The sequence below is a fragment of the Mesorhizobium sp. BE184 genome (assembly GCF_031457045.1).
GTDB lineage: Bacteria > Pseudomonadota > Alphaproteobacteria > Rhizobiales > Rhizobiaceae > Mesorhizobium.
In genome coordinates this window covers 1,075,914-1,102,146 of sequence record NZ_JAVDVU010000002.1, presented here as the reverse complement: position 1 = coordinate 1,102,146, position 26,233 = coordinate 1,075,914, and the positions used below count along the sequence as shown (strand labels likewise).

Below are 26,233 nucleotides of genomic sequence, written 5' to 3'. Positions count from 1 at the left end.
ACAACGGGACCGAGCCGCCTCGTCGACCAACTTTCAACCACCAAACTACCGATTCGTTCCGAAATAAAGCAGTTTATTAAGCGGAGATGTACTCCGTTTAACTGCTGGCGCAGAAATTATAACCTACTAAATCTATCGTATTTGATCATTCTTGCCTGTCGGCTTTGGCCCTGTGATGCAACCAAAACATTGTGCCAAAAGGCCTTTCTCTAGCCACGCCCTGCCGAATCCGGCTATGGCTTTCCTGCTGGACCAGCGCCCCCGTGGAAGTTGCCCCGCCGGCTGAACAAGCACCGGGGCTATGCATATGACGCCTGACCTCACATCTTCCGACAATCGCTCTGCCGCCTTCAGCCACGCGCCGTTCGTGCGCTATTGGTCAGCGCGCTTCCTCACCACCTTCGCTGCACAGATCGTTTCGGTCGCCGTCGGCTGGCAGATGTACGATCTGACTGGCGATCCTTTCGATCTCGGGCTGGTCGGGATCGTGCAGTTCGTGCCGGCGCTTCTTCTCGTCGTCGTCACCGGCGTGGTGTCCGACCGATTCGGCCGCCGCATGGTGATGGGACTGGCCGTGCTGCTCGAAGTGCTGTGCACGCTTGCCCTGCTGGCTCTGGCATTGCATGGCGATCTGGTCACGCCGCTGCCGATTTTTCTCGTTCTGGCGGTGTTCGGCACGGCGCGCGCGTTCTTCAGCCCGGCATCCGCCTCCCTCGTCGCCAATCTCGTGCCGGCCGAGGATTTCAGCAATGCCGTCGCCTGGAACTCCTCGGCCTGGCAGATGGCGACGATTGTCGGGCCGGTGGCGGGCGGTCTGCTTTACGGCGTCTCCGCCGAAGCCGCTTACGGCACTGCAGCCGCGCTGATGATTGCCGCCGCCGCGATGATCTTTTCCATCCCGAAACCCATGCAGCACAGTGAGACCGACAAGCCGACGCTAACGACGTTGTTTGCCGGCTTCCGCTACATCTGGGGCGAGAGGATCGTTCTTGGCGCGATATCGCTGGATCTGTTCGCCGTCCTGCTTTCGGGCGCTTCGGCGCTGCTGCCCATCTACGCGCGCGATATACTTGATCTCGGCCCCTGGGGCCTCGGACTGCTGCGTTCAGCACCTGGCGTCGGCGCCATATGCGTCGCCGTCTGGCTCGCCGGGCACCCGATCCGCGATCACGCCGGTGCGGTCATGCTCATCTTTGTCGGTCTGTTCGGCGTTTTCACCGTGGTGTTCGGCCTTTCCACCATCACCTGGGTCTCGATTATGGCGCTCGCCATGCTCGGCGCAACCGACATGATCAGCGTCTATGTGCGCGAGACCCTGATCCAGCTGTGGACGCCCGACCAGGTCCGTGGCCGGGTCAACGCCGTCAACCAGGTGTTTGTCGGCGCCTCGAACGAGCTGGGCGAATTTCGCGCCGGCACCATGGCGGCGCTGGTCGGCGCCGTGCCCGCCGTCGTTGCCGGCGGCATCGGCGCGGTGATCGTCGCCGGCCTTTGGGGCATGCTGTTCCCGCAACTGCGCAAGGTGCGTCATCTCAATGGCAGGCTGTAGGCAATCGATTCCTATGGCCGACCGCCAACCGCCGGCTTGCCAAAAATCGTTTCGAGGAATTCGCCAAGCCAGCGCCTGAGATGCATGTCCCAGATCAGCCGGCCGCCGAGATGGTCCCGGCCGGGTTGCGCCCCCGGCAGCTCGAAGCGTTGTTCGGCCCGCACCACCCAACGGTGCATCATGATGCGTGTCAGCTCCGCATGGAACTGCACGCCCCATGCGTTCTTGCCGTAGCGAAACGCCTGGTTCGGATAGGTGTCGGCCGTCGCCAGCAGAGTCGCGTCCTTCGGCAGCGAAAACCCCTCGCGGTGGAACTGGTAGACCATTTCCGGCCAGTGCATCAGATCGCGGCCGGCCTCCGTCGCCCGGATCGGATACCAGCCGATCTCCACCAGTCCCTCGCCATGACCCTCGACCTTGCCGCCCAGATGGTTGCACAGCATCTGGGCACCCAGGCAGATCCCGAGCAGCGGCCGGTTCTCCTTCAGCGGCACCGCCAGCCAGTCCGTTTCGCGTTTGACGAATTCCTCACCGTCATTGGCGCTCATCGGCCCGCCGAACACCACCGCGCCGGCGTGACCGTCCAGCGTTTCGGGCAGCGCATCGCCCAGCGGCGGACGGCGGACGTCAAGGTCGAAACCGCCTTCGATCAGCATGTGGCCGACACGGCCCGGGCTTGAACTTTCCTGATGCAGGACGATCAGGATTTTGGGCCGTGGTCTTGCTGGCATCGAAAGGCTGACCCTGCGATTATTCGTCTTTAGGAGCACCCGGAACATGCGCCGAAGCGCGGCGTCGCGCCTCGATGCGGTCGGCACGCTCGACGCCGATCAGTTCGGCGACGCGCCACACAATATTGTCTTCGAGCTCGTGCAAGTCGCCATCGGCATAGACCACTTCCCACATCAGGCCGATGAAGACCCGGCGCGCGTCCATGTCGAGGTGTCGCTTGAGCACGCTGGTGAAGGCATAGAGATCGATGGCTTCATTATCGGCCTTTTCCCCAGCCGCCGCCAGCGCCTCGAGCGCATTGCCGGTCACGCCATAAGCCTGCGACAGCACATGCTTGAAGCGCTCCCATTCGGCATCCTGACGAACACCGTCGGCATTCATGACGTGGTAAAGCAGCGCTGCCGCCGCGACCTGCAATTCATCGCCGGTATCACGACGATCGCCACCGCCCGGCAAATCCTTCAGGAAAGACAATACGCGTTCGAACATACCACCGCCCATGACCTGGAGATTACCGTGGAAGCATCACAAAAATCAAAACAAACGGAAGCGGCGCGACGACTTTTCTTCCTCTTGCTCAAGAGGCTCGACACCGGGATCGTCGGGCAAACGCACCGTCTCGTCGTCCTTCTCCGGGATCGGCGGCTCGGCATCGAGTATCACGGCATCGGCGAAGGGCTCGATCCTGCCTGAATCGACATTTGCAGCCTTCTCCGTGGCCACCTTATTGTCGCCATCCGCGATCCCGGCGGCCTGTATCGGCGAAGACGCCGCGGCAGGCGCTGTCCGTACCGGTTCGGGTGGCGCCACAAGCACGGGCGGCGGCACTCCAGCCTCGTCGTCCTGTCCTTCGATCAGCCGGCCCAGCCGTTCCGGCGGCGAACGCCATTCGAAGGCATCGAGCCTGCCTGTGACCGGCGAGATCGGCGCCCAGCGTTCGGAGACGACGCCATCGGCGATCCAGGCCGGATCGCCTGGCGCCCGCACCGCACGTCCGAGATACTGCCGGACCTTGCCCTGGTTGCCGGTTTCGGCCTCCTCGATGTCGGCCAGCAGAAGATAGCCGCCCTCGCTCTGCTGCATCCGCAGCGCCGCCTCGGCTTCGTGCCGGGCGGTGGCGAAATCCTGCGCATCGAGCGCCGCTCGCGCCACAGCCAGCGACGACTGCGGATTGTTCTTCTTCATCTCCTGCAGTTTCCTTGCCCGGCCAAGCCGGTCGAGGACCGCATCGCCCGGACGCGCATGGGTATAGAGGTCGGCGATATCGGGGTGCGGTTCGGCCCGCCACGCCGTTTCCAGGATTTTCGAACCCTTGCGAACATCGTTGCCCCGGAACAGCGCCTTGGCTGCAACGACCGCCGCTGGTGCGAAATTCGGCTGCAGCCGGTTGGCTTCCACCGCTGCTGTCTTCGCGGCAGCCGGATCGCTATCGAGCAGCGCCTCGGCCTTGGCGGTCAACAGCACGGCGCGGCGACGGTTGGCGGCATCGCGGTCGATCTGCCTGGTCGATTTCTGGGCGTCGATCAGCTTCAGCGCACCATCCCAGTCGCCACGCTGGACGAGATCTTCGATGGTCGATTCCGCTGCCCAGGCAAGCTGCGGCGCCGAAGCGGCGGCGCGCCCGGCATAGTGCCGCGCGGCGTTGCGGTCGCCTAGCCTTTCAGCTTCGAGATACAACCCGCGCAGCCCCAGCAGGCGCATTTCCGGATCGTCCAGCATCGCCTCGAACTTGGCGCGTGCGCCCTCGTGGTCACCCTCCAGCAGGGAAGCCTGCGCGTCGAGTAGCTGGATCAGCGGTTCCTGGTCGGAGCGGATAAGCTTGGCGGCTTCCTTGTTCTTCTTGCGCGCCAGCGCGCCGTCGCCGGCTCCCGCCGCGATCATCCCGGTCGACAGAGCCTGGTAGCCGCGATCGCGCTGCCGCACGCGAAAGTGCCGCGCGATGGCGTAAGGACTATTCCAGATCGATTTCACCAGCCACCAGGCGATCATCACCGCCGCGACGATGGCGACCACCGCCACCGCCGCCACCATCAGGCTGACCTGATACTGGTAGCCGTTGAAGGTGACGACCATGTCGCCCGGCCGGTCGGCCAGCCAGGCAAAGCCGAGGCCGAGCGCGAAGACGACGAGAAGGAAGATGAGGATACGGATCATCTAGGTCACGCCTTCATCGCGCTGGAAACCAGAGCGTCGATCTGCTTTTCGACTTCGATCCGCGCTTTGAGCTTGGCGGCGAATTCCGCGCCAGCTGTCTTGGCGGCTTCCGGCAGCGTGTCATATTCGGCCAGTGCCTTGGCATAGTCGCCCTGCGCGACCGCAACCTCCATACGCGCGACGGTTTCCGGTACGCCCTCTCCTGCAACCGCGCCGACCGGACGCACCTTGACCAGCGACTCGGCGCTTGTCATCAGCCGGGCGAAAACCCCGGCGTCCTCGCTGACCGGCACATCGGCGGCGACCATCGCGGTCGCGGCGGCGTCGGCTTGCGTGGCGATTTCGGCGCGCGTCGGCACGCCCTTTTCCGCAAAAGCGCGCAACGGGGCGATCTCCGGCGCATTCGGCAGGATCGCCGCGAACGTATCCAGCTCTGCGGCGAAGGGAGCGCCCCGATCGAGCGCCGCCTTCAGCGCCGATGCGGCTATGGCGAGTGCGACCTTCGGCTGCGACGCCTGCGCATCGACCTTGGACGAAAGCTGCGAGACGGATTGTTCAAGCGCCGCGAGCCGTCCCTCCTGGGTGGTCGCCGCTTCGCCGGCCGACTTCACCAGCGCGTCGAGTGCAGCGATCTTCTCGTTGACCGGGCCGAGATCAACCGGAGCCGCATTGCCCTGCTGCCGAAGTGCCGCCACCGCCGCTTCGACCTCTGCGACCTTGCCACCAAGTGCAGAAAGGCCGGTTTCGCCGCCGCCTTGGCCAACTTTCGTTTTCAAAGTCGCCAGATCGGCCTTCACCTGATCGAGCGCAGAGGCAAGGCTGCTCACCTGTGCCGTGCCATCGTCGTTGGCGGACGCCGCGCGCAAATCGGCCACCTGGCTCTTCAGCGATGATATCTCGCCGTTGACACCCTCGAGCGACACGCCATTGCCCGGCGCTCCCAGAACGCCGGCAAACTGCAGCGCACCCGCGCCCGCCAGTGCAATCACGGCGCCGATCAACCCGGCTCCAATTCTACCCATGCCGCTACGCTTCGGTTCGACGTTGGTCATGGAGTCTCCTGCCGGATGGTCCTGACTCCGCTCATCTTCCGCCAGCCGATCTTCGTCTGCCGGCTTTTCGCCTTTGCCGGACTCGGGCTCTTCCTTGAGCCCATAGTCGACGTTTTGGCCGCTTTCGCTGCCGGGTGCCTCATCGACGCCGTCCCAGGGTTCGAACCCGGTCACGCCGGGCTGTTCCGGAGCCTTGTCGGCTGGCCGCGAGGCATTCGCTGCCTGTTCCGCTTCTGCCTCGGGATTGGGCTGGACCTCCGGCGCGGGATCGTCCTGGACCCGCGAAACCTGTCCGGGATCGAGATCGATCGTCACTGGCTCCCGATGGCTCTTCGAGTGCCGCACCTTCGGTGTCTTGACCATGCTTCGGCTCCGCAATTCGTTTCGTTGACCGCCGAACGGCGCTGAGTCTCCTTGGGTCTACCACACCTCAAAGCCGTGAAAAGGGGCGGTGTGATGACGCGGCTCCGTCTCTTCGCTCCAGCAGCGCCAGCAAATCCTCCTCACGCGGCGTCCCGGCGACACGAACTCCATCGCCGGAGGGCCTATATGCCAAGGCGATGCGGGCCGAAAGCGCCAAAACCTCCGCTGCCGCGAACAGCCGGTTCAGCGCAGGTCTCGCGGTCAATTCACCCGCCGCAGCTGCCGCTGTGGCGGAATAGAGCAGGACGGCCTCGACCTTTTCGCCACTCAAGGCCGCAGCCACCTCTTCGCTGGAATAATCCACCGCCATTGTGTCATAGGTTTCAATCGGCTGGACATGAACGCCGGCCCTGTCGAGACGTTCCTCGAGCCCGGCAAACCGGACGCGGCCGCACAGATAGGCGACTGATTTGCCGGCCAATGTCGTGGCAAGCTGATCTGCCAGCGCCCCGGCATCGCCCGGACCTTCCGTCACCGACAGGAATCCCGCCTTGCGCGTCGCTTCCGCCGTCCGGCGCCCGACCGCATGGCAGGGGACGTATTTCAGCAACTCCAGCAGAGCAGCCGATGCGTGGCGGATTGCATTGGCGCTGGTGACGACAACCGCATCGGCATGATTGGCTATTATTTCCGGATCAACGGCCAGCGGCGCCGTCTTCGAAAGCGGCAGTGAAACCGGCTCAAGGCCCATGTCCCGCAGCCGCGCAGCGGTCCGGCTTGCGCCCGGCTCCGGCCGCGTCACCAGCACGCGCCGCATTCAGCTCCAGCCCTCGAAGAAATGCTTTCCGGCCTGGCTTCTGACGTCCAGTCCCGCCTGCGTGCCGATATTCGCGGCCTCGCTGGCCGGACCTTCCAGTCTCACATCGTGTGCTTCGGTGCTGTCGGGCAGGATAACGAGGCCGTTGAAAACCAGACGCCCGCCCTCCACCGCTGCATAGCCGGCGATCGGCGTACGGCAGGAACCGTCGAGCGTCGCCAGAAAGGCCCGCTCACAGGCCAGCGCCTGCCCTGTCGGAATATCGTGGATCGGGACAAGCATTCGCGCCGCCTTCATGTCGCCGATACGGCTTTCGATGCCGATGGCGCCCTGCCCAGGCGCCGGCGGAAAAGCGTCGAGCGGCATCAAGTCGGTGGCAACATGCTCCAGCCCGAGCCGCTTCAGCCCCGCCAGCGCCAGAATGGTGCCGCCGGCGACACCCTCTTCCAGCTTGCGCAGGCGTGTCTGCACGTTGCCGCGGAACATCACCACATCGAGGTCGGGGCGCATACGGCGGATCAGCGCCTGCCGCCGCAGCGACGACGAGCCCACCTTGGCGCCGAGCGGCATATCCGCGATGGTCGCAGCCTGGCTGCCGACGAAGGCGTCGCGCGCATCCTCGCGCGGCAGGAAGGCCGAAAGCTCCAGCCCATCGGGCAGCACTGTCGGCATGTCCTTTGACGAATGCACCGCAATATCGATACGGCCGGCGATCAGCGCCTCCTCGATCTCCTTGGTGAACAGCCCCTTGCCGCCGGCATCCGAAAGCGGCCGGTCCTGGATACGGTCGCCGCTGGTGGAGATGACGGCGATTTCGAAAACGTCTTCGGGAAGGTCGTGCGCAGCCATCAGGCGGGCTCGCGTCTCCCGCGCCTGCGCCAGCGCCAGCGGGCTGCCTCGCGTTCCGATTTTCAAGATAGTTTGCATGGCGCGCGGTCCGTGATAACCCCCGGGCAGGCAGTGCTGCCGGCCTTCTCCTAGCGGGGAAAGCGCGGGCCGGCAACGTTCGAGGCAGGCGACGAATTGATCCGGGTGCTCGGCATAGAAACCAGTTGCGACGAGACGGCGGCCAGCGTCGTCGCGCTGGAGGCCGGCCACGCGCCTGAAATCCTCTCCAACATCGTGCTCAGCCAGATCGAGGAACACGCGGCCTTCGGCGGCGTCGTGCCGGAAATCGCCGCGCGTGCCCATGTCGAGGCGCTGGATGGCATCGTCGAGGCCGCGCTGGCCGATTCCTGCGCCTCGCTCGCCGAGATAGACGCCATCGCCGCCACAGCGGGGCCGGGTCTCGTCGGCGGACTGATCGTCGGGCTGATGACCGCCAAGGCAATTGCCGCAGCCGCAGGCAAACCGCTCATCGCCATCAATCATCTGGAAGGCCACGCCCTGACGGCGCGACTGACCGACGGGCTCGAATTTCCCTATCTCCTGCTGCTGGTTTCCGGCGGCCACACCCAGATCGTTGCCGTGCGCGGCGTCGGTGACTACCAGCGCTGGGCCACCACCATCGACGATGCGCTCGGCGAAGCCTTCGACAAGACCGCCAAGATGCTCGGCCTGCCCTATCCGGGCGGCCCCAATGTCGAGAAGGCAGCGCTGAACGGCAATGCAAGCCGCTTCGATTTCCCACGCCCGATGAAGGGCTCGGCGCAACCGGATTTCTCCTTTTCCGGTCTGAAGACCGCCGTGCGCCAGGCTGCCACCGCCATCGCCCCGTTGAGCGAGCAGGATGTCGCCGACATCTGCGCCTCGTTCCAGGCCACCGTGGCCGATGCGCTCGGCAACCGCGTATCGCGCGCGCAGGAGCGGTTCCGGCGCGAGTTTCCGGACATCGGCGCGCCGGTGCTTGTCGTTGCTGGCGGCGTCGCCGCCAATCTGGAGATCAAGACAAAGCTCGACGATCTGTGCCGGCGTTCCGGCTTCCGCTTTCTCGCGCCGCCGATGAAACTTTGCACCGACAACGCCGCCATGATCGCCTGGGCCGGCATAGAGCGGCTTCGCGCCGGCTTTGAGCAGGAGGACGCGTTCAGCTTCGTACCGCGCTCGCGCTGGCCGCTGGACAGCGTCTCGGCGCCGGTCGTCGGTTCGGGCCGGCGGGGGGCCAAGGCATGAGCGGCGAAGAGAGCCGGAAATGGCGCGTGGCCGTGCTCGGCGGCGGCGCCTGGGGCACGGCGCTGGCGCTGGCAATGCTACGCGCCGGCCAATCCGTCGCCCTCTGGGCGCGCGATGCCGAGACCGTCACGGCGATCCAGCGCGGCGAGAACCCGCGCTACCTGCCCGGCATAGCCATCGAGCCCGGCATTGAAGCCACGTCTGACATGGATGAGGCGCTGGCCGGCGCCGACTGCGTGCTGGCAGTAACGCCGGCGCAGTCGCTGCGCGCCGTGCTGATGCAGGCGAAGCCGTATATGCAGGCCGGCGCGCCACTGGTGCTGTGCGCCAAGGGCATTGAGCGCGACACCGGTGCGCTTTTGTCGGCCATTGTCGGCGAAACCCTGCCGGAAAGCCCGGTCGCGGCGCTGTCGGGACCAAGCTTCGCCGCCGATGTCGCCCGTGGCCTGCCGACCGCGGTTGTTGTCGCCGCCCGCGACGAACAGCTTGCGGCGGAACTGGCCGGCCGGTTCTCGGCACAGAACCTGCGTTGTTATTCGAGCGACGATCTGACCGGCGTCGAGATCGGCGGCGCTTTGAAGAACGTCTTCGCCATCGCCGCCGGGGCGGTCACCGGCGCTGGGCTCGGCGCCAGCGCCCAGGCAGCCATGGTGACGCGCGGCTTCGTCGAGCTGCGGCGCATCGGCGCCGCCTTCGGCGCGAAACCGGAAACGCTGATGGGCCTGTCCGGCCTCGGCGACCTGCTGCTGACTTGCTCCTCGGTGCAATCACGCAATTTCGCCTACGGGTTGGCATTGGGTCGCGGCGAATCGCTTGCCGGACGGCCCTTGGCGGAAGGCGTGCCCACTACCGCGATCGCCGCGCGCATCGCTGCCGAGCGCGCCATCGACGCGCCGATCATCGCCGCGGTCGCCGCCATACTCGACGGCGCCATCACCATCCGCGAAGCGGTCGGCGCGCTGATGACACGCCCGCTGAAGAACGAAGCCGACCTTTAACGGAGAGACCATGCTTTTTGCATTCATTTGCCAGGACAAGCCCGGAGCGCTGCAGGTGCGCATGGATACGCGGCCCGATCACGTCGCCTTCCTGAACGGGTTGAACGAAAACGGCAAGCTGGCCTTCGCAGGTCCCTTTCTTGACGCCGACGGCAAGCCGAATGGCACCCTCGCCGTGATCGAGGCGCCGGACCGGGCGGCGGCCGAGGCGCTGGCCGCGCAGGACCCTTACGCCAAGGCCGGCCTGTTCCAGAGCGTCGAGATCCGGCCGTGGAGCTGGGTCTTCAACAAGCCGGCCGAAGCCTAATTCTACGCCCGAGGGAAACACATGAACTACTGGCTCTTCAAATCCGAACCGTCCGTCTTCTCCTTCGACGCGCTGAAAGCCAAGGGCAAGGACGGCACACAATGGGACGGTGTGCGCAACTACGCGGCGCGCAACAATATGAAGGCGATGGCCGTCGGCGATCTCGGCTTCTTCTACCACTCCAATGAGGGCCTCGACATCGTCGGCATCGCCGAGGTCTGTGCGCCGGCTCACCAGGACACCACGACGGAAGACCCGCGCTGGGAGTGCGTCGATATCCGCGCCGTGCGCGAGGTGCCAAATCCCCCCACGCTGGAAGAAGTCAAGGCCAATCCGAAGTTGAAAGAGATGGCGCTGGTTCGCCTCGGCAGGCTTTCAGTTCAGCCGGTGACGCCGGCGGAGTGGAAGGAAGTCTGCCGCATGGGCGGCCTCGATCCGGCCCCGTAACGCCGGATGGGGACGCTGACGCCAGCAACCGCCGAACGCTTCATTCTCGACAACACCGCGCTTATCGCTCCGCCGCATGTGCCAGAAATCGTTCTGCATCTGGCCGACGAGGCGCATGATCTGTGGCAGCGGACGGAAGAGGAACTCGCCGAAATCGGCCTGCCGCCGCCCTTTTGGGCCTTCGCCTGGGCGGGTGGTCAGGGGCTTGCCCGCTATATCCTCGACCATCCGGAAACGGTTCGCGGCAGACGTGTGCTGGATTTCGCGTCCGGTTCCGGGTTGGTCGCCATCGCCGCCGCCAAGGCCGGCGCGGCCCATATGGTCGCGGCCGACATCGATCCGTTCTGCGAAACGGCGGTCCGGCTGAACAGCCGCGCCAACGGTGTGGATATCCTGTTCGAAGCCGCCGATTGCGTTGGCATAGATAAGGGCTGGGACGTCGTCCTTGCTGGCGACGTCTTCTACGAACAACCATTCGCCGAGCGTCTGATGCCGTGGTTAGTAGCCCTGCGCCGTCGTGGCGCGCTGGTTCTGGTCGGCGATCCGGGCCGCGCCTATCTTCCCAAACAGGGGCTGGAGAAGCTCGCCGCCTATGAGGTGCCGGTCACTCGGGCGCTCGAGGACGCCGAGGTCAAGCGCACGACCGTCTGGCGGATTGACTAGCCGGTCGCCTCAGCGCACCACCTTCAGCACCGTGCGGCTGGAAAGCAGTGGCAAGAGCCGCCGCATCGTCTGCGCCGTCACCGCCACGCAGCCCTGCGTTGGCGTGAAGCCCTCGCGGGCCAGATGGAAGAAGATGGCGCTGCCGCAGCCGCGTCGCCTTGGCCTGATGTTCCAGTCGAGCACCAGGCAGGCATCGTAGAGCCGATCGTCGCGCCGCATCCGCTCATGGCTTGCGCCATAAGGTATCTCGACCGGCCGGTTGTAGTTGCGGTCGTCCGGCACCTCGCACCAGCCGAGCTTCGGTCCTATCAACGCCATGCGAAGCCTTGTGCGCCGTGCGCCGGCGAAATGATCGTCGCGGAAATAGCCCGACACCAGCCGCATCGCCGCCAGCGGCGTCGCCCCGTCGCCCTCCCGCTTGTTGGCCGAAATGCCGCCGCGCCCCAGCGCACAGCGGAAAATGAGGCTGCCGGCCTGCAGAAGCCCTTGGCTCTGGTTGCCGGGACGGGCGCGTACGACGAGACAGGACAGGCCGCGCAAATTGTCTCCGTTGCGCTGCGCTTTTTTCGGATATGATCGTCTCAAAGGAACAAATCGCCGCAATTGTCTGTTGTTGCGATCAGCTTCCGCATAAACGGACGGCGGTCAACAGATTCGATATCGATTTCAGAACAATGGATTGATCAATGACTTCACGCACCATCCTGATCGTTGACGACGACGACGACCTGCGAAACATCCTCGTTGAGCAATTGTCGCTCTGCGAGGAATTCGACGTGCTCCAGGAAGCCACCGCCGGAAAAGGCATCACCGCCGCGAGATCTGGCATGATTGACCTGCTCATCATGGATGTCGGCCTGCCGGACCTCGACGGTCGCGAAGCGGTCAAGATGCTGCGCAAGGGCGGCTACAAGGCCCCCATCATCATGCTGACCGGCCACGACACCGATTCCGACACCATCCTCGGACTGGAGGCCGGCGCCAATGACTACGTCACCAAGCCGTTCCGTTTCGCCGTGCTCCTGGCCCGCATCCGCGCCCAGCTACGCCAGCACGAGCAGAGCGAGGACGCCACCTTCTCGGTCGGTCCCTACACATTCAAGCCGAGCCAGAAGCTGCTGATCGATGCACGCGGCGGCAAGGTGCGGCTGACCGAAAAGGAAGCCTCCATCATCAAATATCTCTATCGCGCCGAACAGAAGGTGGTGACGCGCGACGTGCTGCTGGAAGAGGTGTGGGGCTACAATTCCGGCGTAACCACTCACACATTGGAAACCCATGTCTATCGTCTCCGCCAGAAGATCGAGCGCGATCCCTCCAACGCAGAGATCCTGGTGACCGAAAGTGGCGGTTACAAACTGGTTCCTTAGTGGCCTAACGGGATCGTGGCGATTCTGTTAAATGGCCTGCATTGTTAATAAATTTGCTGTCCAATTGCGATTCGGGGCGCGGGATCGCAAGGAGGGTTCGACCTGAGGGTCCGGGGACGTAACTGATGGCGCTGGATGACGACATTCGCATCCTGTCGACCGTGGGACTTTTCGAGGGTTTCGCGGACGAACAGTTGCGCCTGCTTGCCTTCGGCGCCGAAAACACGCGCCTGCCCGCCGACCGTAAACTCTATCGAGAGGACGACGAGGCCGATTCGGCCTATGTCGTCGTCAGCGGCCGCATCGTGCTGTATCGCGAGACAGATGGCGAACGCATCGTCATCGGCAACGCCGAACCCGGCGCCATCCTCGGCGAACTGGCGCTAATCGCCGACACCAGGCGCCTGACAAGCGCCTCGGCCGAGACGGATTCGGAAGTGCTGCGGCTGAATCGCAAGATGTTTCGCCGCATCCTCGAGGAATATCCCGACCTCGCCATCCAGCTTCACCACCGCATCGCCGAAGAATTGCATGCCCTTGTCGCCCGCATCGAGGAACTGGCGCCGCGCTTCGCTGGGTGAGAGCCCGGTTTGCCAAAGGCAAATTGAAAGCTGCGGTGGAGCTTTCAAGGGCTGGAACGCCCGAGGTTCCCCGAGGGCCGGGCGGTCGACCGAGCCTCAATCCAGATCGAACGATGCGATTACCGGCACATGGTCCGAGGGGCGGTCCCAGCCACGCGCATCCCGCAGGATCTCGTAGCCGCGGAACGCCGGCACCAGGCTGCCTGACGACCAGACATGATCGAGCCGACGGCCCCTGTTCGAGGCCTGCCAGTCCTGGGCGCGGTAGCTCCACCAGGTGTAAAGCTTCCGGTCGTCGGGCACATTGTGACGCATCAAATCCACCCACCTGCCAGCCTTGCGCATCGCCTCGAAATTCTCCGTCTCGACCGGCGTATGGCTCACGACGTTCAAAAGCTGCTTGTGCGACCAGACATCATGCTCGAGCGGCGCGATGTTCAGGTCACCGACGAGGATCGAACCCGAATTCTCGTCGGGCTCGGCAGGCACCGCGTTCATCTCGGCGACGAAGTCGAGCTTGTGTTTGAATTTCCAGTTGATGGCCGGGTTGGGCTCGTCACCGCCGGCCGGGACATAGAAATTATGCAGCAGGATCGACCGGCCGCCGGCCTGGAAGCGCACCGAGACGTGTCGGCTGTCCTCGATCTCGCAGAAGCGGCGCTTCTCGACCATCTCGATCGGCCGCCGCGCCACAGTGGCGACGCCGTGGTAGCCCTTCTGCCCGTGGATGGCGATGTGCTCGTAGCCCAACCGGCGAAAAGCCTCGGCCGGAAACAGATCGTCCGGGCACTTCGTTTCCTGCAGGCACAAAATATCCGGCGCCTTCTCCCGCAGCAGCCTTTCGACGATCGGCATGCGCAGGCGGACGGAGTTTATGTTCCAGGTGGCGACGGTGAGGGGCATGGGTGTCGGTCGGTCCTGGTCCGGTTGGGCGATACAATCGCCGGCCGGAAGATATCTGACGATGGAAGCGGCTGATTGCGTAACTGAACCTTGCCAGCCGCGGAGGCTTTAAACAAGTAAGGCCGCGCATGAAGCGCGGCCTCAAATGATTTCCGCAGCTCTGGCGGTTTAGCGCTGGCTGGGCTTGAAGGTCTGGCGTCGGGTTTTTTCGTAGTCGATCTTGAACGTGTCGGCGGCGAAATTGACGCCCTGCTTGACGTTGAAGATCATCACCGTGGTGTCCTTGCCCTGAGCGTCGGTGATGGTCCACTGGCGCAGTTCGTAGGACGACGGATCGAACATCAGGGTGATCTTGGAACTGCCGAACACGCTCTTGTCGGCGAGCTGGATCGTCGTCAGGTCGTTCTCCTGCTTGATACCCGTCACTCGTCCGCCGGACAGATCGATGTTGTTGTCGAGCAGCAGTTTCAGTGGCGTCTTGGAAAGCGGATAAAGGTCGGTCGTCTTCAGCCGCTGGTTCAGCACCGCGACCGACTGGCCGTCCGAAACGACGCGGAAATTGGAGGCGCCCTCGTAGTTGAAGCGGATTTTGCCCGGCCGTTCGAGGAAGAACTTGCCGCCCGTCTGTTCGCCCTTCGGGCCGAACTGAACGAATTCGCCGCTCATCGACTTCACCGCCGAGAAATGGTCGGCGATCTTCTGTGCCGCCTCAGGAACAGCTGCCTGCGCGCTCGCCATCAGGCGGAAGCCGGGCACGAGATTGAGCGCCGCGGCGCCGGCGAAGGCCAAGCCGAAACCAAGCATCTGGCGACGGGTCGGCGCAAAGCCTGCGGTCGATTTTGCGGAAATGTCTTTCATGCCTGTCACTTTCGTTCGATGGTCGGTCCCGACAACCTGTCCCACCAGTGGGGCTTAAATTTGACGCATCCTAAACACTTGAGGACGCCACGAAGTTCCTCGCTCCCCCTCGAAGCAGCAGACCCGATAGGCCAGGCCTAGAATTTGTCATCCTCGGTCGGCACCAGGATTTCGCGCTTGCCGGCATGGTTGGCGGCGCCGACGATGCCTTCCTTCTCCATCTTCTCGATGATGGAGGCGGCGCGGTTGTAGCCGATGCCGAGGCGGCGCTGGATGTAGCTGGTCGACGCCTTGCCGTCGCGCAGCACCACGGCCACCGCCTGATCGTAGGGATCGTCGGAATCCTCGAAATTGCTGTTGCCCGAACCGCCGCCGCCCCGTCCGGAAGGCTCGTCGCCATCCTCGTCGTCGTCTTCTGTAATGGCGTCGAGATATTCCGGCACGCCCTGCAGCTTCAGATGCGCGACAATCTTTTCCACCTCGTCATCGGCCACGAAGGGACCATGCACGCGCTGGATGCGGCCGCCGCCGGCCATGTAGAGCATGTCGCCCATGCCAAGCAGCTGTTCGGCGCCCTGTTCGCCCAGAATTGTGCGACTGTCGATCTTCGACGTGACCTGGAAGGAAATGCGGGTCGGGAAATTGGCCTTGATCGTGCCGGTGATGACATCGACCGACGGCCGCTGCGTTGCCATGATGACGTGGATGCCGGCCGCGCGCGCCATCTGCGCCAAGCGCTGAACCGCGCCTTCGATGTCCTTGCCGGCGACCATCATCAGGTCGGCCATCTCGTCGATGATGACGACGATGTAGGGCATAGGCTCGAGATCGAGATTTTCGGTCTCGTAGATCGCCTCGCCGGTCTGGCGGTCGAAACCTGTCTGCACCGTGCGCGAGATCTTCTCGCCCTTCTTCTCGGCTTGGCTGACGCGGGCGTTGAAGCCGTCGATATTGCGCACGCCGACCTTGGACATCTTGCGGTAGCGGTCTTCCATCTCCCGCACCGTCCATTTGAGCGCCACGACAGCCTTCTTCGGATCGGTGACGACGGGCGTCAGCAGATGCGGGATGCCGTCATAGACCGACAGTTCCAGCATTTTCGGGTCGATCATGATCAGCCGGCATTCCTCCGGCTTCAGCCGGTAGAGCAGCGACAGGATCATGGTGTTGATAGCGACCGATTTGCCGGAGCCGGTGGTGCCGGCGACGAGAACGTGCGGCATCTTGGCGATATCGACGATCACCGCCTCGCCATTGATCGTCTTGCCGAGCGCCAGCGCCAGCTTGGCCTTGGTCTGCTCGAAATCGCGGCTGGCGAGGATCTCGCGCAGATAGACCGTTTCGCGCCGCGCATTCGGCAACTCGATGCCGATGGCGTTGCGGCCGGGAACGACTGCGACGCGACAGGCGATGGCGCTCATCGAACGGGCGATGTCGTCGGCCAGACCGATGACGCGCGAGGACTTGATGCCCGGAGCCGGCTCCAATTCGTAGAGAGTGACGACCGGGCCGGGACGGACGGCAATGATCTCGCCCTTGACGCCGAAATCTTCCAGCACGCCTTCCAGAAGACGCGCGTTCTGCTCCAGCGCGTCCTTGGACAGGCTGGCGTCGCGCACGACATTCTTAGGTTCGGCCAGAAAATGCAGCGACGGCATTTCGAACTTGTTCGAGGCGATGAGCGATGTCTGTGCTTCCCGCTGGACGCGCGCGCCGGGCGCCGGGCGTGGCGCGGGAGCCTCGACGCGGGTTGCGGCGTCGGAGCGGAAGTTGCGGACTTGCGCCGTAGAACCGGCATAAGCCTGTCCATCGGTGGCTGGCTCAAAGTCGATTTCGTCTTCGTCCTCTTCTTCCGGATAGAATTCGGCGTCCTCCGCATGGACGGCCGTCCCCCGGTCGTTGACCAGCGAGGCAAAGAATTCCGGTTCGACACGGGCACGTCCGTTCGAGCTGAAGCGCGCCTCGGCCAGTTCGGCCGATTCGACCCGTTCGGCCGCCCGGCGCCAGCCGCTGGAGCGAGGCTCCATCGGCGGTTCGAAGTCCTCATGCGCCTGCCGGCGCGCCGCGCGCCTGCGCAGATAGGCGCGGAACGACAGCCACCAGTGGGTGATCGCCCCAAGCGCCAGAATGCCTTCGCCGTCGTCGTCCTCCTCGGCCTCGAACAGAACCGAATCATTGTCGACAGGTTCCGGCCTCGCTTCCGGCTCCATCGGAGCGAAGCCGTTGCGGCGCGAGATCAGCGCCGAGCCATAGACGAACAGCCAGAGCGCCGGAGCGGCGAAGATCACCGCCAGCACAGTGGCCAGCAGGCCGGTCGGGTAGCCGCCGGCAAATGCGCCGGGAACGTTGAGGACCATGTCGCCGAAAACGCCGCCCAGCCCAGTGGGCAGCGGCCAAGTCTTGGGCGGAACGACGCAGCCGGCGATGGCCGCCGCGAGCATCGCATAGCCGAACCATGCCAGCCCCCGTTTCGGCAGCTTATCGACGCCGCGAGCCGTGAACAGCAAAATGCCCCAGATAACCGCGGGCACCAGCGCCGCTACGGCCGAAAGTCCGAAGAACTGCATGGCGATGTCGGAGAAGACCGCGCCAGCGTAGCCCATGGCATTGGTCACGACATTGTCGGTGGCGTGGCTGAAGCTAGGATCGGCAACGTTCCAGGTAGCGAGGCTGGCAACTGCGAAAATCACGCCCAGAAGCATGCCGACGCCGGCGAGACGCCCCGCCTGGCGGCGCGCGAATGCCTGCAGGCCATGGCCGGTATCGGCCAGGGCTAGCGGTGCGGTACCCCCTGAACGCATAATCTTCCCCATTGACTGTGCCTGAGCGGATGGCGCGCATCGCTGCGGCCAGCCGGCGGATTCGGTCACCAGACTAGCCACCCGAAGGTTAAGGCTGCATTAACCATGGAGAATTTGGCCGTCATCGGCGCCGGTTTTGAACCGCCGGCTACCCGTATTCGTTCAGGTAAAGACGATGGTCTTGTTGCCGCTCAGCATGACGCGGTTTTCCAGATGCAGCTTGACGGCACGGGCAAGCACTCGCGATTCGATATCGCGGCCGGCGGCGACATAGTCTTCGGCGCTCATGGCGTGATTCACCCGCTCCGTTTCCTGCTCGATGATCGGGCCCTCGTCGAGATCCGGCGTCACGTAATGCGCGGTCGCGCCGATCAGTTTGACGCCGCGATTATAGGCTTGGTGGTAGGGCTTGGCGCCCTTGAAGCTCGGCAGAAAAGAGTGATGGATGTTGATGATCCGCCCGTAGAGCCGGCGGGAAAAATCGTCCGACAGCACCTGCATGTAGCGGGCGAGGATAACGAGTTCAGGATTCGTATCGTGAACGAGTTGCCATAGACGCGCCTCCTGTTCGATCTTGTTTTCCTTCGTCACCGCCCAGTGATGGTAGGGAACGCCAGCGTCCTCGGCCTCCTTCCGGCTGTCCGGGTGATTGGAAACGATCGCCACGACGTTGGCGTGAAGCCAGCCGACGCGGATTTGATAAAGCAGGTGGAGCATGGCGTGGTCGAACCTGGACACCATGATGATGATCCTGGGGCTTACCGCGGTATCGGTGACATGGGCGTCGATGTCGAAGCGCTGAATGACCGGGCGGAGCGTGAGTTCGATTTCCCTTTGTGGCTTTCCGCGGGAATCGAGCGCGATCCTCATGAAGAACCGGTTGGTCTGCTGATCCCAGAACTGGCTGCTCTCGACGATATTGATGCCGATCCCGGCGAGCGCCGTGGCAACGGCCGCGACGATGCCTGGCTGATCGTCGCAGGACAGGTTCAGAATATGGGAAGGACTGATCATGAGGAAAGCCGCCGGGAAAAGAGTGGGGGTATGTAGCGGCGATCGTCGACGGGGCGCAACCGTCTTCGAAGGTTCTTTTGACGCATGATCCCAGACAGTGGGCGGTTGCCCTAACCGCGTCTCTTGATCATGCGCGCCGGCACGCCGGCATAGACTCCATGGGGCTCGGTCCTGTCCCTGACGACTGCGCCGGCGGCGATGACGCAACCCTTCGCTATATGCGCGCCGTCAAGGACGGTGACATGAGCGCCGATCCAGACATCGTCTTCGATGGTGACCCCGACCTGATCCAGCCCCTGTTTGGCGATAGGACGCGACAGATCGCCAAAACGGTGATTGGACGGCACGATGACGACATGCGCGGCAATGCGAACCCAGTTGCCGATGGTAAGGCCGCCATGGCCGTAGAGGACAGAATAGGGATTGATGGTGCAATCGTCGCCGATGACGATGGGGCCGCCTTCGGCCAGCAGCATGGCGCGGCGACCGACAGTGGTGCGGCTGCCGATGCGGATCGAGCCGCCCTTTCTGGCGCTCAGCAGCGCCTGGCTCTCGACTTTCGACCCCGCACCGAACGAAATGTCGCCTCCGAGAATGGAATAATACAGCGCCCTGAGCCTGGTTCTGGAAATCACTGTCTCATCTCGAACATCAGGACCCGAAATCCGGACATAAAGGTCTCCACGGTCATTACAGCTAGAACCGAATAGCACCTTATCAACTCCCCTCAACGCCGAGTAGCTTGACCGCAAACCCTGGACGGGAGGTTCCGATGGCTTTTTACGTGGTCACCATGTCCCACCCTGATGGGCCGGAATGGAATCGGCATGTGCTGGAGCATGTCGAATACCTGCTCGACCTGATTGATGATGGAAGGTTGAAAGCCTCCGGCCCGCTCAAGGGAACGAAACTGCGGTCGGGCTTCCTGATCTTCAAAGCCGATAGTCGCGCCGAGGTCGAAGAGATGGTCGCGGGCGATCCGTTTTCGCGCGAGGGACTGATCGAGGAACTTTCCATCGAGGAATGGGACCCCTACTTCGGCGCTTTCTCCGCCGAATCCAGCCGGAAGCTGCTGCCCGATCTGGCAGTGCTCGGCAAACGCCTCGGCTTCGACTGATGATGCTGTACGAACTCGCCACTCTGTCCGGTCCGCTGCTGCGGCTCGATGAGCTTTCCGGCGCGGCACGAAGCTGGGTCGACGACGCCGATGCGGCGGGCCGGTTAATGGGAATGTGGCGATCCGACATCGGCACACTCGGACAGGTGTTTGTGCTGCGGGGGTTCGAAATCGAAGAAGATCAGCGCCGGGAACGCCAGCGCGCCTTGTTCAGCACCAATCCGTTCAACGCCAACGCGGTCTGCACCGCGCTCAGCATGGAGACCTATGCGCCGTTTCCATTCCTGCCGCCGGTGCGGCCGCGCAGTTACGGCGGCCTGTTCGAGTTCAGGACCTATCATTTGAAGCCTGGCGGCCTGCCCGCCACGCTGGCCGGATGGAAAGACGTGATCGAGCCGGCGAAGCGCTACACCGACCATCTGGTGGTCAACATGTATGCCTTGGATGGCCCTCCCAGGATCACGCACATATGGGGCTTTTCGAGCCTCGACGAACGTCGAACGCTGCGGGCCGAGCACTATGCCGCCAGGCTATGGCCACCAAAGGGCGGGCCCGAGCAGATCGCCAGCGCAAGCTCGACCATCGCCATTGCAGAGCGCGATTCCCCGCTCGGGTGATTTCACCCGGCTAGGATGCCTGACGGAAGACGCGCAGCGCCCGCCATTGGGCGTTGAGCAGCGCGGTCAGGGACTTCGCCTCACGCGCGCTCAGGCCATCCAGCGTGATTTGCGAGAAAATCGCCGGTGCGTCGAGCTGCTTGTCCCAGACCATCCAGCCGCCTGCCAGATCGGGCAACACTTCAAATCGCTCACGCGCAACCAAATCAAGCCTCCGTTCTCCCGGCGGCGATGGCTAGCTTCGCATGGTTAAGGATTGGTGAACCGGAACCGCCAAAAAAGAGGCCCGGAAAGCCCGGGCCTCAATGCGCGGCCTCTCCTTGGAGAGCCACGACGGGAAACGAAAGACCGGCGGCTTGCTCCGCCGGTCCAATGCTCAGGAGTGGTAGGCCACTTCGCCATGCGAGGTCAGGTCGAGGCCCTCGCGTTCGGCTTCCACAGTCGGACGCAGACCCACGATCAGGTCCACCACCTTGTAGAGGATGGCCGACACTACGCCGCACCACACGATGGTGATGATGACGGCATAGAGCTGAATCATGAACTGCGAGCCGATGGAGAAGTCTGCCGCACCGGTGCCGCCGAGCGACGGCGAGGTGAAGATGCCGGTGCCGAGAGCGCCGATGATGCCGCCCACGCCATGCACGCCGAACACGTCGAGCGAATCGTCGTAGCCCATTCTGATTTTCACCACCGAGACGAAGAAGTAGCAGACCGCGCTGGCGATGGCGCCGAGCGCGATGGCGCCGACCGGACCGACGGTGCCGCAAGCGGGCGTGATCGCGACCAGACCGGCGACGAGGCCGGAAGCCGCGCCCAGCATTGAGGCCTTGCCGCGGGCAAAGGTTTCGATGATGGACCAGGCGATGATGGCGCCGGCGGTTGCGGTGAAGGTGTTGATCATCGCCAGAGCCGCGCCACCATTGGCTTCGAGGTTGGAGCCGGCATTGAAGCCGAACCAGCCTACCCACAGGATCGAGGCGCCGACCATGGTCAGCGTCATCGAGTGCGGCGCCATGTTGTCCTTGCCATAGCCCGTGCGCTTGCCGACGAAGATCGCACCGACCAGCGCCGCGATGCCGGCATTGATGTGGACAACCGTGCCGCCGGCGAAATCAAGCGCGCCGAGGTTGAAGATGTAGCCAGCCGAATCCCAAACCATGTGGGCAATGGGGAAATAGACCAGCGTCACCCAGAGTACGGTGAAAAGCACCACCGCCGAGAACTTGATGCGTTCAGCGAAGGCGCCGACGATCAGCGCCGGCGTGATGACGGCGAAGGTCATCTGGAAGCAGATGAAGACATATTCCGGCAGCACGACGCCATCGGTGAATGTCGCCGCCGTCGTCGTCGGGCTGACGCCGGCGAGGAAGACCTTGCCCAAGCCGCCCCAGAAGGGGCTGGTGCCGCCGCCGAAGGCGAAGGAATAGCCCCACAGGACCCACACGACCATGACGACGGCTGTGATCATGGTGCACTGCATGAGCACCGAAAGCATGTTCTTGGCGCGCACGAGGCCGCCATAGAAAAGGGCAAGGCCCGGCAGCGTCATGAACAGGACGAGCACGGTCGAAACCATCATCCAGGCGACGTCGCCCTTGTCAGTCACCGGTGCCGGGGCGGCTGCGGCCGGTGCGGCGTCCTGCGCGAAGGCCGCAACCGTGCCCAGTGCTGCAACGGCCAGCGAGCCCAGCAAGGCGGTGCGCCCCACCTTCTTCAGCGTTGTTGGAAGTGTCATTGATCTCTCCATTGGAATCTCTTGAGCCGCTTAGAGCGCGTCGCTGTCTGTTTCGCCGGTGCGGATGCGCACCGCCTGGTCGATGCCGTAGACGAAGATCTTGCCGTCGCCGATCTGGCCGGTCTTGGCCGCCACGCTGATGGCTTCGACGGCCTTGTCGACCATGTCGATGGCGACGGCGACCTCGATCTTGATCTTCGGCAGGAAAGAGACTGCGTACTCAGCCCCGCGATAGATTTCCGTGTGCCCCTTCTGACGCCCGTAGCCTTTGACTTCGGTGACGGTCAGGCCCTGTATGCCGACGGCGGTAAGTGCTTCACGCACCTCGTCGAGCTTGAACGGCTTGATGATTGCCATCACGATTTTCATAAGGTTTCACCCTTTGCTTGTTGCGGGTTCCCCCGCGTTACACGTCACTTCGCGGTTCTCACCGTGAACCGGAGAGTGCCCAAGGTGATTCAAGCTCCGTGCCAGTTGCGAGCGCCGTCGTTAACTCGTTGTAAATAAAAGGGTTCGTTCAGACACGGCGATGCAGCCCGCAAGGATGCAGGCGACCTTCTGATCAAAAAATGGGCAATTTTGTATAAATGCCTATTTGGCGGGCGGGTGTCTCAAACGGATCAGGCCTTCCTGGGCGACGGAAGCGATCAGGGTCCCGTCTCGCGCAAACAGCGAGCCGCGGGTGAAGCCACGCGAACCCTGCGTCGATGGGCTGTCCTGCGTGTAGAGAATCCAGTCGTCCATCGGATGCATGCGGTGAAACCACATGGCGTGGTCCAGGCTGGCGGCCTGGATATCGCGGTCGAATATGCCGCGCCCATGCGCGAAGGTGGAGGTGTCGAGGAGCGTCATGTCGGACAGGTAGGCCAGGACCGCCGCCTGGATGCCGCGATCCGCGGGCACCGGCCCGGTCGTCCGTATCCAGATATTCTGCTTTGGCTCCAGTTTCTGCCGGCTTGTATAGTGCTCCAGGATGACCGGCTTCATCTCGATCGGCCGGTCGCGTTCCCAGTAGCGCTTGATGCCTTCCGGAACTGCGTCGCCCATTTTGGCCATCAGTTCGCGCTGGGACATCAGGGTGTCGGGGTCAGGCACATCGCGCGGCATAGGCACCTGGTGCTCCAGCCCCTCCTCATCCTGCTGGAAGGACGCCTCCAGCGAAAAGATCGCCTGGCCGTGCTGGATCGCCACCACGCGCCGCGTGGTGAAGGACGAGCCGTCGCGGATGCGGTCGACCTCGTAGATGATCGGCACCTGTGTATCGCCCGGCAACATGAAATAGCCGTGCAGCGAATGGATATGCCGGTCCGGATCGACGGTGCGCTGCGCCGCCACCAGCGCCTGCGCGATCGTCTGGCCGCCGAACACGCGCTGCCAGTCGAGCTTGGGGCTGCGACCACGATACAGGTTGTGTTCCAGCTTCTCGAGGTCGAGAATGCTGAGAAGCTCGCTCATCGCCGCCATATGTCGCGCCCTCCCGCAGTTTTGCCGGTATGGGTTTCGGACAGGAGCGCAGAGCAGTCAAGCCATATGGGCCGTCAGGCAGGAAGGGCATATCGTTGAAAGGAGCGGCAACCATGCAGCGCGGCACGAATAAGGAAAGCCTCGACATTCTGATTGCCGGCGCCGGCTATGTCGGCCTGGCGGCGGCAGTGGCGCTGAAGCAGGCGCGCGCCAGCCTGCGTGTCGCAGTCGTTGACGCCGCGCCGGCCGGCGCATGGCAGCGCGACGGCCGCGCTTCGGCCATTGCCGCGGCGGCGAGCCGCATGCTCGACCGGCTCGGGGTCTGGAAAGAGATCGCACCGAATGCCCAGCCCATCACCGAGATGATCGTCACCGATTCCCGCACCGCCGACCCGGTGCGTCCGGTGTTCCTGACCTTCGACGGCGACGTCGCCCCCGGCGAGCCCTTCGCCCACATGGTCGCCAATCGCGACCTCAACGGCATCCTCCGAAAGCAGGCCAGCCAGCTCGGCATCGACATCATCGAGGGCGTCGCGGTGCGGGCCTTCGACACCGACGGTGGCGGCGTGACGGTGCATCTGGCCGATGGCGCGGCGCTGAAGGCGCGCCTGCTCGTCGCCGCGGACGGCGTCAACTCGAAACTGCGCGACATGGCCGGGATAAAGACGGTGAAATGGGACTATGGCCAGTCCGGCATCGTCTGCACCGTGGCGCATGAACGGCCGCACGAGGGACGCGCCGAGGAGCATTTCCTGCCCGCAGGCCCATTCGCCACCCTGCCGCTCAAGCCGGACGACAAGGGCGTCAACCGCTCGTCAATCGTCTGGGTCGAGCGCACGGAAGACGCCGAGCGACTCGTCGCCGGCGACGAACTGGTCTTCGAAACCGAGCTGGAACGCCGCTTCGGGTTGCAGCTCGGCGAAATCCGCGCCATGGACAAGCCGCGCGCCTGGCCGCTCGGGCTCACGCTGGTCCGTTCCTTCGTCGCGCCCCGCCTGGCGCTTGCCGGCGACGCGGCCCACGGTATTCATCCGATCGCCGGGCAGGGCCTCAATCTCGGCTTCAAGGATGTTGCCGCCTTGGCTGAGGTCGTCATCGAGGCGGATCGGCTCGGCCAGGACATCGGCGCCCTCGACGTGCTGGAGCGTTACCAGCAATGGCGTCGCTTCGATACGCTGCAGATGGGCGTCACCACCGATGTGCTGAACCGTCTGTTCTCCAACGACATCGGCCCACTTCGCGCCGTCCGCGACATCGGCCTCGGCATGGTCGAACGGATGCCGCGCCTGAAGGATTTCTTCATCCGCCAGGCGTCCGGCCTGTCCGGGGCTACACCGAGATTGCTGAAGGGCGAGGCTATCTAGAGCGTTTCAGTCCAACCACGAACGCTCTAGGCGAACGGATCGAAGGCAGGCCGCACCTCGACCGTGCCGGTCTTCGCCAGCGGAATCTCCTTGGCGAGCTGCATGGCTTCGTCCGCGTCCTGCGCCTCGATCAGGATGAAGCCGATGAGCTGCTCCTTGCTTTCGGCGAAGGGGCCGTCGGTGATCATGGTTTTCTTCCCACGCATCCTGACGGTCCGCGCTGTGCGTGCTGGCCGCAGCGCATGGGCGAAGATCATGTGGCCAGCCTTTTCCAGCGTCCGGTCATAAGCTTCCGAATCGTGATCCAGCACCTTCATCTGCGCCGCCGTGAACGCGGCCAGCTCGGCTTCGTCATGATAGATCAGGCAGAGGAATTTCATTGGATGATCCTTCCATTGGTGCTGATATCGGCGCGTTGGACAGTGGAATGGGTCCGGTCAGCGGAATGGTCTAGCAGAACGACCATAGCGGCAATCAGCATCAAAGCCGCGATCACCTTTTTCAATCCGGCCGGCCCGCTGACGTATACGGGCTGCCTTTGCCGCGCATCCAGGTATTGCACATACCGGTCGAAGGACGCGCGCGCCGGCCGACAGCCGACATTTTTTGCAGCGAAAATTTAGCAGCACTTCGGATGGTCAGATCGCGCGACCCGGCCATGCCGATTTCCCGCCCCTGCCCATGGCGCGCCTGCTGCGCCGCGCTATATTCGCTCCACCGCAGCTTAACCCACCCAACCACGGAGAAACACCTCATGGATCGTACTGCAACCGCCGTCTGGAAAGGCAACCTGAAGGAAGGCACCGGCACACTTGACAGCCAGAGCGGTGCCCTGAAGGCCGCGCCCTATTCGTTCAAGATGCGATTCGAGGACGAGAGCGGAAAATCCGGCACCAACCCGGAGGAACTGATCGCCGCCGCCCATGCCGGCTGTTACGCCATGCAGCTTTCGCACTTCCTGGCAGAGAACGGCACACCGGCTGAAAAGCTCGAGGCCAAGGCTGCAGTCAAGCTCATCCCCGGCACCGGCATCACCGAAAGCAATCTGACGCTGGTGGGCACCGTCCCCGGCATCGACGCCGCGAAGTTCAAGGAACTGGCGGAAAAGGCAAAGGCCGAATGCCCGGTTTCCAAGGCGCTCGGCGCCATCAAGGTCTCCCTCGACGCACGGCTCGCCTGAGGATTACGAGCGCCACGAATGAAAAAGGCCGC

29 protein-coding genes are annotated in these 26,233 nt (G+C 63.8%); 12 read left to right on the top strand and 17 right to left on the bottom strand.

Going from position 1 to position 26,233, the window contains the following annotated elements:
• Positions 1–307: 307 nt before the first annotated feature.
• Complete coding sequence (locus J2X35_RS13445) at positions 308–1,549, top strand: MFS transporter (RefSeq protein ID WP_310186036.1); 1,242 nt, start codon at positions 308–310, stop codon at positions 1,547–1,549.
• An 11-nt stretch (positions 1,550–1,560) separates the two neighbouring features.
• Here the strand turns inward: J2X35_RS13445 and J2X35_RS13440 are convergent, their stop codons facing one another.
• The 6 genes from J2X35_RS13440 to hemC all read right to left on the bottom strand — a co-directional run bounded on the left by J2X35_RS13440 (position 1,561) and on the right by hemC (position 7,594).
• Entirely contained in the window at positions 1,561–2,280 is a 720-nt protein-coding gene (locus tag J2X35_RS13440) for a glutamine amidotransferase (protein ID WP_310186034.1), read from the bottom strand.
• A 19-nt stretch (positions 2,281–2,299) separates the two neighbouring features.
• Positions 2,300–2,770, bottom strand: a complete 471-nt coding sequence (locus J2X35_RS13435; protein ID WP_056112808.1) for a TerB family tellurite resistance protein — start codon at positions 2,768–2,770, stop codon at positions 2,300–2,302.
• Between the two features lie 45 nt (positions 2,771–2,815).
• Positions 2,816–4,435 carry a heme biosynthesis protein HemY gene (locus tag J2X35_RS13430; RefSeq protein ID WP_056112811.1) on the bottom strand — a complete coding sequence of 540 codons (1,620 nt, stop codon included), beginning with the start codon at positions 4,433–4,435 and terminating at the stop codon, positions 2,816–2,818.
• Positions 4,436–4,440: 5 nt separating this feature from the next.
• Positions 4,441–5,850 carry a phage tail protein gene (locus J2X35_RS13425; RefSeq protein ID WP_310186031.1) on the bottom strand — a complete coding sequence of 470 codons (1,410 nt, stop codon included), beginning with the start codon at positions 5,848–5,850 and terminating at the stop codon, positions 4,441–4,443.
• 67 nt (positions 5,851–5,917) lie between these two features.
• Entirely contained in the window at positions 5,918–6,667 is a 750-nt protein-coding gene (locus tag J2X35_RS13420; RefSeq protein ID WP_310186029.1) for a uroporphyrinogen-III synthase, read from the bottom strand.
• Complete coding sequence (gene hemC, locus J2X35_RS13415; protein WP_310186028.1) at positions 6,668–7,594, bottom strand: hydroxymethylbilane synthase; 927 nt, start codon at positions 7,592–7,594, stop codon at positions 6,668–6,670.
• A 99-nt stretch (positions 7,595–7,693) separates the two neighbouring features.
• Here hemC and tsaD point away from each other — a divergent pair, with 99 nt between their 5' ends.
• From tsaD to J2X35_RS13390, 5 genes are read left to right on the top strand one after another with little or no spacing between them, the layout of a single operon-like run.
• Complete coding sequence (gene tsaD, locus J2X35_RS13410; protein ID WP_310186167.1) at positions 7,694–8,779, top strand: tRNA (adenosine(37)-N6)-threonylcarbamoyltransferase complex transferase subunit TsaD; 1,086 nt, start codon at positions 7,694–7,696, stop codon at positions 8,777–8,779.
• A complete protein-coding gene (locus J2X35_RS13405) occupies positions 8,776–9,777 on the top strand; it encodes an NAD(P)H-dependent glycerol-3-phosphate dehydrogenase (protein WP_310186026.1) in 1,002 nt (333 codons plus the stop codon). The genes tsaD and J2X35_RS13405 overlap by 4 nt, the downstream gene beginning before the upstream one ends.
• A gap of 10 nt (positions 9,778–9,787) precedes the next feature.
• Complete coding sequence (locus tag J2X35_RS13400) at positions 9,788–10,084, top strand: YciI-like protein (protein ID WP_056112827.1); 297 nt, start codon at positions 9,788–9,790, stop codon at positions 10,082–10,084.
• Between the two features lie 21 nt (positions 10,085–10,105).
• Positions 10,106–10,531, top strand: a complete 426-nt coding sequence (locus tag J2X35_RS13395) for an EVE domain-containing protein (RefSeq protein ID WP_056112830.1) — start codon at positions 10,106–10,108, stop codon at positions 10,529–10,531.
• A 6-nt stretch (positions 10,532–10,537) separates the two neighbouring features.
• The gene (locus J2X35_RS13390) at positions 10,538–11,194 is read left to right on the top strand and encodes a methyltransferase (protein WP_310186024.1); all 657 of its coding nucleotides are present in this window, start codon (positions 10,538–10,540) and stop codon (positions 11,192–11,194) included.
• A 9-nt stretch (positions 11,195–11,203) separates the two neighbouring features.
• Here J2X35_RS13390 and J2X35_RS13385 read toward each other — a convergent pair whose 3' ends face one another.
• The gene (locus J2X35_RS13385; protein WP_310186022.1) at positions 11,204–11,734 is read right to left on the bottom strand and encodes a L,D-transpeptidase; all 531 of its coding nucleotides are present in this window, start codon (positions 11,732–11,734) and stop codon (positions 11,204–11,206) included.
• Between the two features lie 146 nt (positions 11,735–11,880).
• Between J2X35_RS13385 and J2X35_RS13380 the strand changes: the two genes are divergently transcribed.
• Positions 11,881–12,564 carry a response regulator transcription factor gene (locus J2X35_RS13380; RefSeq protein ID WP_056112839.1) on the top strand — a complete coding sequence of 228 codons (684 nt, stop codon included), beginning with the start codon at positions 11,881–11,883 and terminating at the stop codon, positions 12,562–12,564.
• A 125-nt stretch (positions 12,565–12,689) separates the two neighbouring features.
• Complete coding sequence (locus tag J2X35_RS13375) at positions 12,690–13,145, top strand: cyclic nucleotide-binding domain-containing protein (RefSeq protein WP_056112843.1); 456 nt, start codon at positions 12,690–12,692, stop codon at positions 13,143–13,145.
• Positions 13,146–13,241: 96 nt separating this feature from the next.
• On the opposite strand, the gene J2X35_RS13370 is transcribed toward J2X35_RS13375, so the two are convergent.
• The 5 genes from J2X35_RS13370 to J2X35_RS13350 all read right to left on the bottom strand — a co-directional run bounded on the left by J2X35_RS13370 (position 13,242) and on the right by J2X35_RS13350 (position 19,356).
• Complete coding sequence (locus tag J2X35_RS13370) at positions 13,242–14,048, bottom strand: exodeoxyribonuclease III (protein WP_056112846.1); 807 nt, start codon at positions 14,046–14,048, stop codon at positions 13,242–13,244.
• Positions 14,049–14,216: 168 nt separating this feature from the next.
• Positions 14,217–14,906, bottom strand: coding sequence for an outer membrane lipoprotein carrier protein LolA (locus tag J2X35_RS13365; RefSeq protein WP_310186020.1), 690 nt, complete (start codon positions 14,904–14,906; stop codon positions 14,217–14,219).
• A gap of 137 nt (positions 14,907–15,043) precedes the next feature.
• Entirely contained in the window at positions 15,044–17,707 is a 2,664-nt protein-coding gene (locus J2X35_RS13360) for a DNA translocase FtsK (RefSeq protein WP_310186165.1), read from the bottom strand.
• 162 nt (positions 17,708–17,869) lie between these two features.
• Positions 17,870–18,721: a formyltetrahydrofolate deformylase gene (purU, locus tag J2X35_RS13355; RefSeq protein WP_056112857.1), complete on the bottom strand. Its 852-nt coding sequence runs from the start codon at positions 18,719–18,721 to the stop codon at positions 17,870–17,872.
• A 110-nt stretch (positions 18,722–18,831) separates the two neighbouring features.
• Positions 18,832–19,356, bottom strand: a complete 525-nt coding sequence (locus J2X35_RS13350; RefSeq protein WP_310186018.1) for an acyltransferase — start codon at positions 19,354–19,356, stop codon at positions 18,832–18,834.
• A gap of 137 nt (positions 19,357–19,493) precedes the next feature.
• On the opposite strand from J2X35_RS13350, the gene J2X35_RS13345 reads away from it, so the two are divergent.
• Both J2X35_RS13345 and J2X35_RS13340 read left to right on the top strand, forming a co-directional pair.
• Positions 19,494–19,838, top strand: a complete 345-nt coding sequence (locus J2X35_RS13345; RefSeq protein WP_056112860.1) for a YciI family protein — start codon at positions 19,494–19,496, stop codon at positions 19,836–19,838.
• The gene (locus tag J2X35_RS13340) at positions 19,838–20,455 is read left to right on the top strand and encodes an NIPSNAP family protein (RefSeq protein WP_310186017.1); all 618 of its coding nucleotides are present in this window, start codon (positions 19,838–19,840) and stop codon (positions 20,453–20,455) included. Before J2X35_RS13345 ends, J2X35_RS13340 begins: the two co-directional genes overlap by 1 nt.
• Positions 20,456–20,465: 10 nt before the next feature.
• Here the strand turns inward: J2X35_RS13340 and J2X35_RS13335 are convergent, their stop codons facing one another.
• The 4 genes from J2X35_RS13335 to tesB all read right to left on the bottom strand — a co-directional run bounded on the left by J2X35_RS13335 (position 20,466) and on the right by tesB (position 23,657).
• On the bottom strand, positions 20,466–20,660 hold the full coding sequence (locus J2X35_RS13335; RefSeq protein WP_056206821.1) for a hypothetical protein: 195 nt from the start codon (positions 20,658–20,660) through the stop codon (positions 20,466–20,468).
• A 171-nt stretch (positions 20,661–20,831) separates the two neighbouring features.
• Positions 20,832–22,193 carry an ammonium transporter gene (locus J2X35_RS13330; RefSeq protein WP_310186015.1) on the bottom strand — a complete coding sequence of 454 codons (1,362 nt, stop codon included), beginning with the start codon at positions 22,191–22,193 and terminating at the stop codon, positions 20,832–20,834.
• 30 nt (positions 22,194–22,223) lie between these two features.
• Complete coding sequence (locus J2X35_RS13325; RefSeq protein ID WP_056112863.1) at positions 22,224–22,562, bottom strand: P-II family nitrogen regulator; 339 nt, start codon at positions 22,560–22,562, stop codon at positions 22,224–22,226.
• A gap of 222 nt (positions 22,563–22,784) precedes the next feature.
• Positions 22,785–23,657 (bottom strand): acyl-CoA thioesterase II, encoded by an 873-nt coding sequence (gene tesB / locus J2X35_RS13320; RefSeq protein ID WP_056112866.1) that lies wholly within the window; start codon positions 23,655–23,657, stop codon positions 22,785–22,787.
• A gap of 113 nt (positions 23,658–23,770) precedes the next feature.
• On the opposite strand from tesB, the gene J2X35_RS13315 reads away from it, so the two are divergent.
• A complete protein-coding gene (locus J2X35_RS13315; protein WP_310186014.1) occupies positions 23,771–25,021 on the top strand; it encodes a ubiquinone biosynthesis hydroxylase in 1,251 nt (416 codons plus the stop codon).
• A gap of 26 nt (positions 25,022–25,047) precedes the next feature.
• Here J2X35_RS13315 and J2X35_RS13310 read toward each other — a convergent pair whose 3' ends face one another.
• The gene (locus J2X35_RS13310; protein WP_310186012.1) at positions 25,048–25,401 is read right to left on the bottom strand and encodes a YciI family protein; all 354 of its coding nucleotides are present in this window, start codon (positions 25,399–25,401) and stop codon (positions 25,048–25,050) included.
• A gap of 374 nt (positions 25,402–25,775) precedes the next feature.
• Between J2X35_RS13310 and J2X35_RS13305 the strand changes: the two genes are divergently transcribed.
• Positions 25,776–26,201, top strand: a complete 426-nt coding sequence (locus J2X35_RS13305; protein ID WP_310186011.1) for an OsmC family protein — start codon at positions 25,776–25,778, stop codon at positions 26,199–26,201.
• Positions 26,202–26,233: the final 32 nt, after the last annotated feature.